The sequence below is a fragment of the Phenylobacterium sp. genome (assembly GCF_030698145.1).
GTDB lineage: Bacteria > Pseudomonadota > Alphaproteobacteria > Caulobacterales > Caulobacteraceae > Phenylobacterium.
The window spans coordinates 121845-136487 of the sequence record NZ_JAUYNW010000059.1 but is presented as its reverse complement, the minus strand read 5'-3'; the positions used below and the strand labels follow the sequence as shown (position 1 = coordinate 136487).

Here is a 14643-nt window from a genome sequence, read left to right as displayed (position 1 = left end):
GACGCGCCTCAGCGCTTGACCAGCCGCACCTGCGGGCCGTCGGCGGCCCGCCGCATAGGCCCCTCGTAGCGCGGGTCGCTCCGCCGGCGCCGGTCGGGTCCGAAATAGTCGTCGGTGCGCACGAACGGCCGGGCGTGGTCGATGATCTGGTGGATGCGCTCGATCACGCCACGGGCGGTGATGGGCTTGGCCAGGAACTCGTTCACCCCGGCGTCGCGGGCCTCGCGGATGCGGGCGACGGTGAAGTGGCCGGTGATCATGATGATCGGCGCCAGCTGGTTGGGGCTGTCGGGGGCGTTGCGCAGCAACCGCGCGAAGTCGATCCCGTCGAGGGGCTCCATGGCCAGGTCAGTCAGGATGATGTCGATGGGATGGGTGCGCATCATCGCCAACCCCTCGGCCCCGTCGCTCGCCTCGTAGATGTGATTGATCCCGATGGCGCGCAGGATTTCCGACAGCAGCACCCGCATGTGCCGGTTGTCTTCAACGACTAGTATCTTCAGAAGATCGAAGCGCACTTTGACCAGGTTATCGTTGAAGGCTCGCCCAATATCTCGTCACGGTTGCAGCGAATCAGGAGCCGGCGCGCCGTGCGAGCGGGTCATTACCTGTCTGAAACAAATAACGTCAACCCGCAAAACGATGTTCGCCGAAATCAATTCGGAATCGGCTTGTCGGTGTTAAGAATAGTTAAGCCGGCGCCACCGGATTCCTTGGCCAGGATGACCTATCTGCGCTTGGGATCGCCCGGCGAGAACGCGCCGCCGCCGGTCTGCGCGCGATGGCGCAGGAAGGCGTCGGCCAGCACGCAGGCGGTCATGGCCTCCACCACCGGGACCGCGCGCAGACCCACGCAGGGATCGTGGCGGCCCTTCGTGCGCAGGTCGATCTCCTGGCCCGTCTCGTCGATCGAGCGACGCAGGCTGAGGATGGAGGAGGTGGGCTTGAACGCCACCCGCGCCACCACCGGCTGGCCGCTGGATATGCCGCCGAGGATGCCGCCGGCGCTGTTGGACAGGAACAGAGGGCCGTCGTTGCCCATGCGCATCTCGTCGGCGTTCTCCTCGCCGGAGAAGGCGGCCGAGGCGAAGCCCGCGCCGATCTCCACGCCCTTGGACGCATTGATCGACATCAGGGCTCCGGCCAGCTCGGCGTCCAGCTTGCCATAGACCGGCGCGCCCCAGCCGGCAGGCACGCCCAGCGCCTCGACCTCGACGATGGCGCCGGTGGAGGATCCGGCCTTGCGCACGGTCTCCAGGTGCTCTTCCCAGATGGGGACCATGGCCGCATCCGGACACCAGAAGGGGTTCTGCGTGCGTTGGTCCCAGTCGAAGCGCTCGCGGTCGACGGCGTGCGGGCCGATCTGGACCACCGCGCCGCGGATGACGACGCCGGCCAGGATCTTGCGCGCCACCGCCCCGGCCGCCACGCGCGCCGCCGTCTCGCGTGCCGAGGCCCGGCCGCCGCCGCGATAGTCACGCACGCCGTATTTGGCGAAATAGGTGTAGTCGGCGTGGCCCGGCCGGAACTGGGTGGCGATCTCGCCATAATCGCGGCTGCGCTGGTCGACATTCTCGATGACCATGGAGATCGGCGTGCCGGTGGTGACCTGGCCCCCAAATTCCTTGGTGGTCTTCTCGTCCTGAAAGACACCGGACAGGATCTTCACCGCGTCCGGCTCCTGGCGCTGGGTGACGAACTTGCCCTGGCCGGGCCGGCGCTGGTCCAGCCAGACCTGCACGTCCTCGGCGGTCAGGGGGATGCCGGGCGGGCAGCCGTCGACCACGCAGCCCAGGGCCGGCCCGTGGCTCTCGCCCCAGGTGGTGACTCTGAACAGGTGGCCGAAGCTGTTGTGCGACATGGCCGCGCTTTTAGCCGGTTTTTGACCACGCGGGAAAGCCGCTGCGCCGCATGATCCAGTGTGGGACGGCGTGCGCCGTTACGGCCCCCGCGTCGATCCGGAAGGCGAAACGCTCGTAGAAGGCGATGGCCCGCCAATTGCGCCGGATCACGTTCAGCCAGATTGGCCGGTCGCGCCCCAGCCAATCGAGACCCGCCTCCATCAGTACGCGCGCCAGTCCAGACCCATGGTGGGCGGGGTCCACCATAAGCCAGTCGAGTTCCAGACCGCCCGCCGCAAGGCCAAGCCTGAGCCTACCTAGGCGGCCCAGGCCGCGGCGAACCGTTGCCGCAGTGTCTGCGCTGCAGTGTCCGTCTTCCGGGTCTGCAGGGTCAGGCGCAGGAACAGGTGGCCCTGGCGGTGGCGTCCGCGGGCGGGCAGGCCCTGGCCGACCAGGCGCACCAGGCCGCGCTCGCCGGCCTTCCTGGTGATCCAGACCACCCGGCGGCCCAGCGGGGTCTCGAGCGCGATGCGGCCGCCCTCGGCCAGCAGGCGCGGATCCAGCGGCACGGTGATCCACAGGTCGTCGCCACGCACCAGCATCTGGCCGTCGCCGCGCAGGGCGACCTCGAACTCGGCCTCCCCGGCGCGGACCTTGTCGCCGGCGCGCAGTCCGGGCGGCAGGTTGAGCTTGATGCGCCGTCCGTCGGTCGAGAGGTGCTCCATCGGCCCGCCGGTCATGGCCAGCAGCGGCGGGACGGGCAGGATCTTGCCCTCCGAGGCGCGGGCGGGACGCGCCACCGTGGCCGGCGGCTGGACGATGCGGTCGGCGGGTCTGGCGTCGTGCAGCAGGTGATAGGCCTCGACCACCTCGCGGAAGCGGGCGGCGTCGCCGCCCTTGCGATCGGGGTGGGCCAGCTTGGCGGCCTCGCGGAAGGCGCGTCGCAGCTCGGCGGGCGTCGCCTGGGCGGTCGCGTCCAGCACCTCGCGGGCGCGTTTCAGGCTCATCATGGAGGTATTGGGGCCGGCCATCGCCCAGAGTCTCGCCCGCGTCGGGTCAATGCGGCGTTAAACGCTGACGCGATCCCTGCCGCGCGCTATATCGCGGCCATGAGCAAAGCCGACATTCCCGCCTCCCCCAGCGAGGACGACTACGTCCGTCAGGTGACGAACGCCGAACCGCCGCCGCTGCTCAGCGCCCAGGACCCCTTCGCCCTCTTCGCCGAGTGGATGAAGGAGGCCGTGGCCAAGGAGCCCAACGACGCCAACGGCATGGCCCTGGCCACCGTCGATGAGGCGGGCATGCCCGACCTACGCATGGTGCTGCTGAAGGACGCCGGCCCCGACGGCTTCGTCTTCTATTCCAATCTCGGCAGCGCCAAGGGCCGCCAGCTCGCGGCCAATCCCAAGGCGGCCCTACTGTTCCACTGGAAGTCCCTGCGCCGCCAGGTGCGCCTGCGCGGGACCGTGACGCCGGTGACGCCGGAAGAGGCTGACGCCTATTTCGCCACCCGCGCCCGTCCGGCCCAGATCGGCGCCTGGGCCTCGGACCAGTCGCAGGTCCTGCCCAACCGCCTGGCCCTGGAAAAGCGGATCGCCGAGATCGGCCTGAAGTTCGGCCTGGGCAAGGTCACCCGGCCGCCGCATTGGTCGGGCTGGCGGGTCCGCCCCGACGCCATCGAGTTCTGGCGCGACCGCCCGTTCCGTCTGCATGAGCGCCTGGTGTTCGTGCGGTCCGGCGAGGGCTGGACCACCCAACGGCTCTACCCATGAACGACCTGGAAGAAGCCGAGGTCGCCGCCTGGTTCGGCGAGGCCGCCGATAAGGGCATCGAGACCGCCTGCGCCCGGGTCTTCCTGGCCGGCGAGACCGCCTACAAGGTCAAGCGCCGGGTCGATCTCGGCTACCTGGACTATTCCAGCCTGGAGCTGCGGCTCTGGGCCCTGGAGCGCGAGCTCCGCTTCAACCGCGCCGCCTCGTCCGACATCTACCGCGCCGTGCGCAAGGTCACCCGCGCCGACAGCGGCGGGCTGGAGTTGGACGGCCCGGGCCCGGTGGTCGAGCATGTGCTGGAGATGCGCCGCTTCGACGAGGACGCCGTGCTGTCGGCCCAGCCCTGGGCGGTCACCGGCCAGCTCGCCGACGCGCTCGGCCGCGTGGTGGCCGGCGCCCATGCCGCCGCCACGATCCGGCCCCAGGGCGGAGGCGGCAAGGCGCTGAAATACACCATCGATTCCAACGCCAAGCTGCTGCGCGAGATGACCGGTCGCCTGGGCGAGGTGCGGGTCGAGGCGGTGGTCGCCGCCACCGACGCCGAGTATTTCCGCCGCGAGGCCCTGCTGGACGCGCGCCGCGCGGCTGGCCTGGCCCGCCACTGCCACGCTGACCTGCACCTGGGGAACATCCTGCTGGAGGGCGGCCATCCAGTCCTCTTCGACTGCATCGAGTTCAACGACGTGCTGTCGGACATCGACATCCAGTACGACCTCGCCTTCCTGCTGATGGACCTCGACTTCCGCCGCCGCCGCGACGCCGCGGTGCGGGTGCTGTCGGCCTATCTGGACGAGGCGGGCCGCCACTTCGGCCCCGAGATCCTGGACGGGCTGGCGACCCTGCCGCTGATGCTGGCGGTCCGCGCTGGGGTGCGCGCCCACGTCCAGGCCCACAGCGGCGACGACGCTGCGGCCATCGCCTATCTCGACGCGGCGCTCGCCCACCTCTCGCCGCCGCCGCCCAGGCTGACGGCGGTGGGCGGGCTGTCGGGCTCGGGCAAGTCGACCTTCGCCCGGCTGATCGCGCCGGGCCTGGGCGCCTCGCCAGGCGCGGTGGTGCTGCGCACCGACGAGATCCGCAAGCGGCTGCTGAAGGTGGCGCCGGACGCCCGCATGCCGGCCAGCGTCTATTCGCCCGCCTTCTACGCCGAGGTCTACGACACCCTGTTCGCTGAGGCGCGGCGCCTGCTGGCCGCCGGCCGCGCCGTGGTGGTGGACGCCACCTTCATCGCCCCCGAACTGCGCGCCCGGGCCGAGGAGATCGCCATCCTGGACGGCGTGCCCTTCCACGGGGTCTGGCTGGAAGCCTCGGCCGAGGAGCTGGCCGCGCGCATCGAGGGCCGCGAGAGCGACGCCTCGGACGCCACGGTCGCCACCCTGCAGATGCAGCTCGACCGTGATGTCGGCGAGATCGGCTGGGTGAGGGTCGACGCCTCCGGCCCCGCCCAGGACGCCGCGGAGGCATGGTCGGCGACCTATGCGAGCCCATGAGCGACGTCGCGATCGTTGGCGGCGGACCCGCGGGCCTGATGGCGGCGGAGGTGCTCAGCGCGGCCGGCCGGTCGGTCACGGTCTACGACCGCATGCCGAGCCTGGGGCGCAAGTTCCTGATGGCCGGACGCGGCGGCCTGAACCTCACCCACTCTGAAGACCTGGACGCCTTCATCGGGCGTTACGGATCGCGGTCGGAGACGCTGGCGCCCTGGATCGAAGCCTTTTCGCCCATCGACCTGATCGTCTGGGCCGAGGGCCTGGGCCAGGAGACCTTCATCGGCTCCAGCGGCCGGGTGTTTCCAAAGGCCCTCAAGGCCTCGCCGCTTTTGCGCGCCTGGCTGGCGCGGCTGGCGGGGCGGGGGGTCGAGTTCCGCCTGCGCCAGGAATGGACGGGCTGGAACGTGGACGGCGACCTGACCTTCAAGAGCGGCGAGACCGTCCGCGCGAAGGCGACGATCCTGGCGCTCGGCGGGGCGAGCTGGCCCAAGCTCGGCTCGGACGGCGCCTGGACGGCGCTGCTGCCGCAGGTCGCGCCGCTCGCGCCGGCCAATTGCGGTTTCCAGGTCGCCTGGAGCGAGGTGTTCCGCGACCGTTTCGCCGGGACGCCGCTCAAGGCCCTGGCGCTCGGCTTCGGCGGCCGCACGGTGCGCGGCGAGATCATGCTGACGGCGAGCGGGATCGAGGGCGGCGGGGTCTACGCCCTGTCGTCGGCCCTGCGCGAGGCGATCGCGGCGTCCGGCCCGGCCAAGCTGGAGATCGACCTGCGGCCGGATGTCTCCACGGGACGTCTCCAAGCCAAGCTCGCGGCCTCCGGTCTCGGCCAATCCCAGGCCAACGTCCTGCGCAAGGCGGGCCTGAACGCCGCCGAGATCGGCCTGCTGCGCGAAGCGGGCCATGTGCCGAAGGAGCCGGCGAGCCTCGCCCGCCGCATCAAGTCCGTCCCGGTCCAGTTGATCGCGCCCCAGCCCCTGGACCGCGCCATCTCCACGGCCGGCGGCGTGACGTTCGCCTCGCTCGACGCCGACCTGATGCTGCGCGAACGGCCGGGCGTCTTCGTGGCGGGCGAGATGCTGGACTGGGAGGCGCCGACCGGCGGCTACCTGCTCCAGGCCTGTTTCGCCACCGGGGTGGCCGCGGCCAAGGGCGTGCTGAAGCGGCTTTCCTAGATGCTCCCTCTCTGGGGGAACTGCCAGCGAAGCTGACTGAGGGGGACTTTGACTCTCGTTTGTGGGCTTGAGCCCCCTCCGTCACGTCGCCGAAGTGGGCGACGCGCCCCCTCCCCCAGAAGGGGAGGATTTGAAGAACCCTAAACAGCCTGACCAGCCACCCATCCCGACGACCAGGCCCACTGGAAATTGTAGCCGCCCAGCCAGCCGGTGACGTCCACCACCTCGCCGATGAAGTAGAGGCCGGGGACCTCGCGCGCCGCCAGGGTCTTGGAGTCCAGGTCGCGGGTGTCGACCCCGCCCAGGGTGACCTCGGCGGTCCGGTAGCCTTCCGAGCCCACCGGCTTCACCCGCCAGGCGTTCACCGCCGCGTCGAGCCGGCCGATGGCCTTGTCCGACAGGTCGCCGACATTGGCGGTGGCGCCGACCTCCTCGGCGATCAGCTGAGCCAGGCGCCGCGGCAGGTGTTCGGCCAGCACGGTGACCACGGCCTGCTTGCCGCGCCCTGAGCGCGCCGCCTTCAGGGTCTGGGCGATGTCGACGCCCGGCGCCATGTCGATCACCACCTCCTCGCCCTCGCGCCAGAAGGACGAGATCTGCAGGATGACGGGGCCGCTCAGGCCGCGATGGGTGAACAGCATGGCCTCGGCGAAGCGGGTCTTGCCGTGGGCGGCGACGGCGTCGACCGCCACCCCGGCCAGGGGCTTGAGGCGTTCGAGCAGGCCGATCTCGAAGGTGAGCGGGACCAGGGCCGGCCGCGTCTCGACGATCCCCAGCCCGAACTGCCGGGCGATGTCGTAGCCCCATCCGGTGGCGCCCATCTTGGGGATCGACTTGCCGCCGCTGGCGACCACCAGGGCCTCGCAGGCGATCTTGCGTCCGTCGGCGGTGACGAGCTGGAACCCCGCCTCGGTCCGCTCGACCTGCGCCACGGCGGTCCGCAGCCGCAGCGTCACACCCGCGTCCCGCATGGCGTCCAGCAGCATGGCGATGATCTCCTTGGCCGAGCCGTCGCAGAACAGCTGGCCGAGGGTCTTCTCGTGATGGGCGACGCCCGAGCGCTCCACCCAGGAGACGAAGTCCTTGGCCGTGTAGCGGCGCAGGGCCGAGATGGCGAAGTGCGGATTGGCCGACAGGAAGTTGGCCGGGCCGGCGTTGATGTTGGTGAAGTTGCAGCGCCCGCCGCCGGAGATGCGGATCTTCTCGCCGGCCGCCGCGGCGTGGTCGATGACCAGCACCTTGCGCCCGCGCCGGCCCGCCTCGATGGCGCACATCATGCCCGCCGCGCCGGCCCCGACCACCACGACGTCGAAGAATTCCAAGGTCTCGTCTCTCCACGGCGCTCCGAGGGCCGTTTCGATAGCGAGCGGCGAGGGAAGTCAATCACGCCTTGCGCCCGCGCGCCGTCCGGGCGAACGGAAGCCATGGCTCTTGAGACCCCGCCAGGCCCCCGTCCTTCGCTCGTCGCCCGGCGACCGCGCCTGACCCTGGCGATCGCCCTGCTGCTGGGCGCGGCGATGTCGTTCTATCTGCAGAACCGCCCGCCGCCCTGGCGCGCGCTGACCCTGACGCCGGTGGTCGCCGCCGTGCTGAAGGACGACGGCGGACCCAGGATCGGTCCCGACGACGCCGACGTCGTCGTGGTGGTCTTCACCGACTACCAGTGCCCGGTCTGCAAACGGACCGACGCGGCGCTGGAGCGGGTCGCGGCCAATGATGGTCGGGTCCGGGTGGTCTACAAGGACTGGCCGATCCTGGGCGAGGCCTCGGTCCTGGCGGCGCGGGCCGCCCTGGCCGCCGACGCCCAGGGCAAGTACGCCGACGTCCACCGCGCCCTGATGGCCAGTCGATCCAAGCTGGACGCCGAGCGGATCCGAGACATCGCCATCGAGGCCGGCGCCGACTGGCCGAGGCTCCAGGCCGACCAGGCCGCGCGCGCCGGCGAGATCGAGGCGCGGCTGAACCGCCAGGCCGGCCAGGCCTGGTCGCTGGGCGTGGAAGGAACGCCCGCCTATCTCGTCGGGCCCTATCTGGTGAAGGGCGGTCTCGACGACCGCGATCTCGCCCGCGCCGTCGCCGCCGCGCGCAAGGCCGGCCCGCCGCGCTAGGCCGGCTGGAACAGCTCCACCACATTCCCGGACGGATCTTCGCAGAGGATCTGGCGGCCGCCAGGCCCGACAACGATCTCGTTGCGAAAGGTCGCGCCGTGGGCCTTGAGCGCCGCGACGGTGGCCTCGATGTCGTCCACCGGCAGGACGAAGCGGTTCCAGCCGCCGGGTTCGGGCCGCCGTCCGTCGGGCATGGGACGAGCGGCCGAGGCCTGGGGTCCCGCAACCCACAATGTCAGGTCGTCGCGTTTCACGATGGCCATGGCCGGGCCGAACTGCTGGACCACCTCGAAACCGAGACCGTCGACATAGAAGGCCACTGAGGCCGCCACGTCGTTCACCAGGTAGCGGACAGTCGCCATCGGCGCCTCCTCTGAGCGACCCAGCATGCCAGGGCCCGGCGCGGCCCGCCAGACCGTCCTCGCGTCAAACGGGCGCCGCGTTGCGAAATCTAACGGCGATCTTTAGCTTAACGCCGCGCCCGAGGGGCCGGTGTCGGGAGGAGACCATATGCAAGGTTTGATGCAGGACTGGCCGCTGACGGTCGACAAGATCATCGACCACGCCAAGACCTGGCACGGCGCCCGCGAAGTGGTCAGCCGCTCGGTCGAAGGGCCGATCGTGCGCACGACCTATGCGCAGATCCACGCCCGCGCCCAGCGGGTGTCCAACGCCCTGCTGGCGCTCGGCGTCCAACCCGGCGACCGGGTCGCGACGCTCGCCTGGAACACCGCCCGCCACATCGAGGCCTGGTACGGGATCATGGGGATCGGTGCGGTCTGCCACACCCTCAACCCGCGCCTGTTCGCCGAGCAGCTCTGCTACATCGTCAACCACGCCGAAGATAAGCTCATCTTCACCGACCTGACCTTCCTGCCGGTGCTGCTCGAGAACCGGGCGAAGATGCCGACGGTGCAGCACATCGTGGTCCTGACCGATCCCGACCGCCTGCCCAAGGACTTCCCGGGCGCGCTCTGTTTCGAGACCCTGGTCGAGCAGGCCTCGCCCGACTGCGCCTGGGGCGGGTTCGACGAGAACACCGCCGCGGGCCTCTGCTACACCTCCGGGACCACCGGCAATCCGAAGGGCGTGCTCTATTCGCACCGCTCGAACTTCCTCCACACCCTGGTCACCATGGGCTCGGACGTGCTGGGCATCAAAGCCGCCGACACCGTGCTGCCGGTCGTGCCGATGTTCCACGCCAACGCCTGGGGCCTGGCCTTCTCGGCGCCGGCGGTGGGGGCCAAGCTGGTCATGCCGGGCGCCAAGCTGGACGGGGCCTCGGTCCATGAGCTGCTGGAGACCGAGGGCGTCACCTATTCGGCCGCGGTGCCGACGGTCTGGCAGATGCTGCTGACCCACCTGCGCGCCACCAATGGCAAGATCACCACCCTGAAACGCGTGGTCATCGGCGGCTCGGCGGTGCCCGAGGCCATCGTCCGCGGCTTCCGCGACGAGTACGGCGTCGATGTCACCCACGCCTGGGGCATGACGGAGACCTCGCCGCTGGGCACCCAGGCCACGCCGAACCACCTGATCGCGGCCATGGACCCCGAGCAGCAGCTGCAGTTCAAGCTGAAGCAGGGGCGCGCGCCGCTGGGCATCCAGCTCAAGCTGGTGGACGACGACGACAAGGAGCTGCCGCACGACGGGACCACCTTCGGGCGACTGAAGGTCTCTGGGCCCTTCGTGGTCGGCGAGTACTTCAAGGGCGAGGGCGGCAAGATCCTCGACGCCGAGGGCTATTTCGACACTGGCGACGTGGCCACCGTCGACGAGCACGGGTTCATGCAGATCACCGACCGCGCCAAGGACGTCATCAAGTCCGGCGGCGAGTGGATCTCCTCCATCGAGATCGAGAACATCGCCGCGGGCCATCCCAAGGCCGAACTGGCCGCCGTGATCGGCGTGGCCCACCCCAAGTGGGACGAACGCCCGCTGCTGCTGGTCAAGCTCAATGCCGGCGAGAGCTCGACGCCCAAGGAGTTTCTCGACTTCCTGGAGGGCAAGATCGCCAAGTGGTGGACCCCCGATGACGTGGTGTTCGTCGATGACATCCCGCTGGGCGCCACGGGCAAGATCGACAAGAAGCTGATCCGCGACCGGATGAAGGACTACGTCCTGCCGGCCGCGGCCGCGGCCGCCGCGCCGGCGGTGGCGCTCGCCGCCACGCCCGAGCCGAAGATCTACGCGCCACAGCCGGAGCCTCCGAACCTGGAGGCCGCGAGCCTGGAGTGGACGCCGAACGCCGCCCAGCGGATCGAGCCCAAGCCCGAGCCGGTGGTGGCGGCCTTCCCGGCCGCTTCGGAAGCCAAGGCCGGGGAGGCCCCGGCGGACGCCGACGTCCCTTTTCCCGCTGAGCCGGCGACCCACGCCGGCCCGGGGCTGCCGCCCGCCGAGAGCGTCATAGCCCAGCCGATGTTCGCGCCGGCGGCGCCCGCCAAACGGGTTTCGCCGGGCCGCGCGCGGTTCGCCGACCTCTATCTGAAGCTGGCCGCCATCGTGGCGATCACCCCGGCCGCCATGGTGGCGGTCGCCTTCTTGGGCGTGCAGCTCAACCTGATGGACCGCGCGGCCTTCGTGCGGCTGGCGCTCGACCTGGCGCCGCAGGTGGCGCTGATCAGCGTGGCCACCGGCGTGGTCGGGCTGGGCGTCGCCCTGCTGGCGGGGTTCAACCGCTTTTGGCTGCGCGGGCTGATGGTGCTGGCGATCAGCGCCGCGACCCTGGGAGCCTACGTGGTGGCCCGCAACGCCGGGGCCCAGGCGCCGCCGGCCGCGGCGGCTCAGCCCGCCAGTCGGTAGTCGCTGTCGAGCCCGGCCTCACCGTCGGTGGTCACCAGGCCGCGGCGGACCAGGTCGATCATGTGGCCCAGCACCGAGCGCGAGGCCGCCGGCCACAGGCGCTTGTCCACCGCGGCGTAGAGCACCGGCACCATGTCCTTGATCCGCCCATGGCCCTGGGCGACGGCGTCCAGCACCTGGGCCTCTCGCGCCCGGCGGTGGGCGATATAGGCCTCGATGAACGGCGTCACCTCGGTGACCGGCGGGCCGTGGGTGGGCCATAGCGTCGAGAACCCCCGCGCCTTCACCAGCTCCAGGCTGTCCATGTAGTCGGTCATGTCGCCGTCCGGCGGCGTGATCACCGTGGTCGACCAGCCCATGATGTGGTCGCCGGAGAACAGGGCGTTCTCCTCGATCAGGGCGAAGCAGATGTGGTTCGACGTGTGGCCTGGAGTGGCGATCGCCTCCAGGGTCCAGCCGGGCCCCTTCAGCACCGTCCCGCCGCCGCAGAGGCTGATGTCGGGCGCGAAGCCGAAGTCCGAGCCGGCCTCGGTCTTGATGGTCGACTCCTCGGCCTGGGCGCCCACCGCGCAGCCGTAGATCGGCGCGCCGGTCTTTTCCTGCAGCGGCCTGGCCAGGGGGGAGTGGTCGGAGTGGTGGTGGGTCACCAGGATGTGGCTGACCCGCTCGCCGGGTTCCAGCGCCGCCAGGATCGCCTCAAGGTGCTCGGGCAGGTCGGGGCCGGGATCGATCACCGCCACCTCGCCGCGGCCGACGATATAGGTGCCGGTGCCGAGAAAGGTGAAGGGGCCGGGATTGTTGGCCACCACCCGTCGGATCAGCGGCGAGACCTGGTCGCAGGCGCCGTAGTCGAATTTGATGTCGCGAACATAGGGGATCATCGGTCAGCTCCGGCGCCGGTCTTGCCTCGACATCCCTGTAACCCGTCCAGTGGGGATGTCATGGCGGCTGACGCGGCGATCTTTGTTTCAAAACGGCTTCAGCGCGCGGCCTTCGCCCTGTTGTGTATCCTTGCGGCGCATATGGTCCTGGCCATGGCGCGCGGCGAGCCCGAGCCCGGCGAAAAGCGCACGGCCGGCGTCCAGCTCCGCCTCTAGCGCGGGAAAGCGCCCGACAGGTCGTAGCCGGCCTGGCTTCCCAGCTCGACCAGTTCGTCGCGGGTCCGGGCGTCGGCGTGGAACTCGCCCAGCGACCAGGTGACGATCGACCGCGTGCCTGAGCGGCAGAAGGCCAGCACCGGGCCGCCGGCCGATTCCACCGCGGCGTGATTGGCCTCCACCTGGTCGGGGGTCGGCCCCCCTCGCACCGGGATGTGCACATAGTCCAGGCCTGCGGCCCGGGCGGCGGCCTCGACCTGGGCGCTCGTCGGCTGGGCGGGATCCTCCCCGTCGGGGCGGTTGTTGATCACCAGCTTGAACCCCTGCGCCGCGGCGGTCGCGAGGTCCTCCAGCCCGATCTGGGGGCTGACGGACAGGGTGTCGGTCACACGTCGGAATTCGGTCATTTGCGGCGCCAGGCATGAGGAGGAGGGCGGTTCGTTGACATCATCGGGGGCCGGTGGAAGTTTCGCAACGCCCGGCCGTCAAAAGGCCCCACCTCGAGCCCTCCGAAGATGTTGCGTTTCATAGGCCGTCGGCTGCTCGTGGCCATCCCGACGCTGTTCCTCGTCGTCACCGTCGCCTTCTTCATGATGCGCGCGGCGCCGGGCAGCCCCTTCGACATGGATCGCAAGCTCTCCCCCGAGATCGAGCGTAACGTCATGGCCAAGTACGGCATGGATAAGCCGATCTCCGAGCAATATTTCAACTATATCAAGGATGTGGCGCGCGGCGACTTCGGCCCGTCCCTGAAATACAAGGACAAGAGCGTCCTGCAGATCCTCAAGGAGAACTACAAGGTCAGCCTGATCCTGGGCCTGTCGGCCATCACCATCGCCGGCGTGGTGGGCGTGACCCTGGGCGTGCTGGCGGCGCTTCGGCAGAACGGGACCATCGACTACGGCGTCATGGCGGTGGCCATCGTCGGCGTCTGCATCCCGACCTTCGTCACCGCGCCGCTGCTGGTGCTGCTGTTCGGGTCCAAGCTGCAGATCCTTCCCTCAGGCGGATGGAACGGCGGGGCCCTGGCCAATCTGATCCTGCCGATCACGGTCCTGGCCCTGCCGCAGATCGCCATCATCTCGCGGCTGACCCGGGCCGGGATGATCGAGGTGCTGCATTCCAACTACGTGCGCACGGCCCGCGCCAAGGGCCTGCCCGAGCACCGCATCGTCATGAAGCACGCCCTGCGCGCGGCGATCCTGCCCCTGGTCAGCTATCTGGGCCCGGCCTGCGCGGGCCTGCTGACCGGATCGCTGGTGGTGGAGAAGATCTTCAACCTGCCGGGCCTGGGGAAGTTCTTCGTCATCTCGGCCCTGCAGAGGGACTACACCGTGGTCATGGGCATGGTGATCTTCTACGCCGCCCTGATCCTGGTGCTGAACCTGATCGCCGACCTGCTCTACGCCCTGCTCGATCCGCGGGTGCGCCTGTCATGACCGGACCGATCCTGGCGCCCGGCTCGCGGGCCGGCGCGGACCTGATGGAGAAGGCGGTCAAGGGTCGCAGCCTCTGGGACGACGCCCGCCGCCGCCTGCTGCGCAACGGCGCGGCGGTCACCGGCGTCGTGGTCCTGCTGGCCCTGGTGGCGATCGCCCTGGCCGGCCCGGCCTTGGTCCCGTTCAGCTACGACCAGATCAACAAGAACGACGTCTGGGCGCCGCCGCTCACCGCCGGCCACCTGCTGGGCGCCGACTCGCTCGGCCGCGACCTGCTGGCCCGGCTGCTGATGGGCCTGAGGGTCTCCCTGGCCATCGGCCTGGTGGCCACCGCGGTCTCGCTGGTGATCGGCATCGCCTGGGGCGCGGTGGCGGGCTTCGTCGGCGGGCCGCTGGACGAGCTGATGATGCGCGTCGTCGATATCCTCTATTCGCTGCCCTTCATCTTCTTCGTGATCCTGCTGATGGTCACCTTCGGCTCGAACATCATCTTGATCTTCGTGGCCATCGGGGCGGTGGAGTGGCTGACCATGAGCCGCATCGTGCGCGGCCAGACGCTGGGCTTGAAGCACAAGGAATTCGTCGAGGCCGCCCGCGCGGCGGGCCTGACGCAAGGCGCGATCATCGCCAAGCACATCGTGCCCAACCTGCTGGGGCCGGTGGTGGTCTATGTGACGCTCACCATCCCGGCGGTGATCCTGGCCGAGAGCTTCCTGTCGTTCCTGGGCCTGGGCGTGCAGCCGCCCATGGCCTCGCTGGGCACCCTGATCGCCGGGGGCGCCCAGGACATGGAGCTGGCGCCCTGGCTGCTGATCTTCCCGTCCCTGACCATGGTCCTGACCCTGATGAGCTTCAATTTCATCGGCGACGGCCTGCGCGACGCCATCGACCCCAAGGACCGCTGAGTAGACCGGAAATTCGAACA

At 70.0% G+C, this 14643-nt stretch carries 16 protein-coding genes; 8 read left to right on the top strand and 8 right to left on the bottom strand.

Annotated elements, in window-relative coordinates:
- Nucleotides 1–8: 8 nt before the first annotated feature.
- The 4 genes from Q8Q77_RS08400 to Q8Q77_RS08385 all read right to left on the bottom strand — a co-directional run bounded on the left by Q8Q77_RS08400 (nt 9) and on the right by Q8Q77_RS08385 (nt 2872).
- Nucleotides 9–518, bottom strand: coding sequence for a response regulator (locus Q8Q77_RS08400; protein ID WP_305583052.1), 510 nt, complete (start codon nt 516–518; stop codon nt 9–11).
- Nucleotides 519–727: 209 nt separating this feature from the next.
- The gene (gene aroC / locus Q8Q77_RS08395; protein WP_305583050.1) at nt 728–1861 is read right to left on the bottom strand and encodes a chorismate synthase; all 1134 of its coding nucleotides are present in this window, start codon (nt 1859–1861) and stop codon (nt 728–730) included.
- Nucleotides 1862–1871: 10 nt separating this feature from the next.
- Nucleotides 1872–2126, bottom strand: a complete 255-nt coding sequence (locus Q8Q77_RS08390; RefSeq protein WP_305583117.1) for an N-acetyltransferase — start codon at nt 2124–2126, stop codon at nt 1872–1874.
- Between the two features lie 32 nt (nt 2127–2158).
- A complete protein-coding gene (locus Q8Q77_RS08385; RefSeq protein ID WP_305583048.1) occupies nt 2159–2872 on the bottom strand; it encodes a DnaJ domain-containing protein in 714 nt (237 codons plus the stop codon).
- Between the two features lie 78 nt (nt 2873–2950).
- Here Q8Q77_RS08385 and pdxH point away from each other — a divergent pair, with 78 nt between their 5' ends.
- From pdxH to Q8Q77_RS08370, 3 genes are read left to right on the top strand one after another with little or no spacing between them, the layout of a single operon-like run.
- A complete protein-coding gene (pdxH, locus tag Q8Q77_RS08380; RefSeq protein WP_305583046.1) occupies nt 2951–3613 on the top strand; it encodes a pyridoxamine 5'-phosphate oxidase in 663 nt (220 codons plus the stop codon).
- A complete protein-coding gene (locus tag Q8Q77_RS08375) occupies nt 3610–5103 on the top strand; it encodes a bifunctional aminoglycoside phosphotransferase/ATP-binding protein (RefSeq protein ID WP_305583044.1) in 1494 nt (497 codons plus the stop codon). Before pdxH ends, Q8Q77_RS08375 begins: the two co-directional genes overlap by 4 nt.
- Nucleotides 5100–6272, top strand: a complete 1173-nt coding sequence (locus tag Q8Q77_RS08370) for a TIGR03862 family flavoprotein (protein WP_305583042.1) — start codon at nt 5100–5102, stop codon at nt 6270–6272. The genes Q8Q77_RS08375 and Q8Q77_RS08370 overlap by 4 nt, the downstream gene beginning before the upstream one ends.
- Before the next feature lie 140 nt (nt 6273–6412).
- Here Q8Q77_RS08370 and Q8Q77_RS08365 read toward each other — a convergent pair whose 3' ends face one another.
- Entirely contained in the window at nt 6413–7594 is a 1182-nt protein-coding gene (locus tag Q8Q77_RS08365; RefSeq protein ID WP_305583040.1) for an NAD(P)/FAD-dependent oxidoreductase, read from the bottom strand.
- Nucleotides 7595–7696: 102 nt separating this feature from the next.
- On the opposite strand from Q8Q77_RS08365, the gene Q8Q77_RS08360 reads away from it, so the two are divergent.
- Nucleotides 7697–8380: a DsbA family protein gene (locus Q8Q77_RS08360; RefSeq protein ID WP_305583038.1), complete on the top strand. Its 684-nt coding sequence runs from the start codon at nt 7697–7699 to the stop codon at nt 8378–8380.
- Here the strand turns inward: Q8Q77_RS08360 and Q8Q77_RS08355 are convergent.
- The gene (locus tag Q8Q77_RS08355; protein ID WP_305583036.1) at nt 8377–8742 is read right to left on the bottom strand and encodes a VOC family protein; all 366 of its coding nucleotides are present in this window, start codon (nt 8740–8742) and stop codon (nt 8377–8379) included. The two genes, Q8Q77_RS08360 and Q8Q77_RS08355, sit on opposite strands and share 4 nt — an antisense overlap.
- A gap of 148 nt (nt 8743–8890) precedes the next feature.
- Here Q8Q77_RS08355 and Q8Q77_RS08350 point away from each other — a divergent pair, with 148 nt between their 5' ends.
- Complete coding sequence (locus Q8Q77_RS08350) at nt 8891–11182, top strand: long-chain-fatty-acid--CoA ligase (RefSeq protein WP_305583034.1); 2292 nt, start codon at nt 8891–8893, stop codon at nt 11180–11182.
- Here the strand turns inward: Q8Q77_RS08350 and Q8Q77_RS08345 are convergent.
- Complete coding sequence (locus tag Q8Q77_RS08345) at nt 11164–12063, bottom strand: MBL fold metallo-hydrolase (RefSeq protein ID WP_305583032.1); 900 nt, start codon at nt 12061–12063, stop codon at nt 11164–11166. The genes Q8Q77_RS08350 and Q8Q77_RS08345 overlap by 19 nt on opposite strands.
- Before the next feature lie 60 nt (nt 12064–12123).
- Between Q8Q77_RS08345 and Q8Q77_RS08340 the strand changes: the two genes are divergently transcribed.
- Nucleotides 12124–12279, top strand: a complete 156-nt coding sequence (locus tag Q8Q77_RS08340) for a hypothetical protein (protein ID WP_305583030.1) — start codon at nt 12124–12126, stop codon at nt 12277–12279.
- On the opposite strand, the gene Q8Q77_RS08335 is transcribed toward Q8Q77_RS08340, so the two are convergent.
- Entirely contained in the window at nt 12276–12686 is a 411-nt protein-coding gene (locus Q8Q77_RS08335; RefSeq protein ID WP_305583028.1) for a TIGR01244 family sulfur transferase, read from the bottom strand. The two genes, Q8Q77_RS08340 and Q8Q77_RS08335, sit on opposite strands and share 4 nt — an antisense overlap.
- A 108-nt stretch (nt 12687–12794) precedes the next feature.
- Between Q8Q77_RS08335 and oppB the strand changes: the two genes are divergently transcribed.
- Complete coding sequence (gene oppB / locus Q8Q77_RS08330) at nt 12795–13718, top strand: oligopeptide ABC transporter permease OppB (RefSeq protein WP_305583026.1); 924 nt, start codon at nt 12795–12797, stop codon at nt 13716–13718.
- Nucleotides 13715–14623, top strand: coding sequence for an ABC transporter permease (locus tag Q8Q77_RS08325; protein WP_305583024.1), 909 nt, complete (start codon nt 13715–13717; stop codon nt 14621–14623). Before oppB ends, Q8Q77_RS08325 begins: the two co-directional genes overlap by 4 nt.
- The last annotated feature ends 20 nt before the right edge of the window (nt 14624–14643 follow it).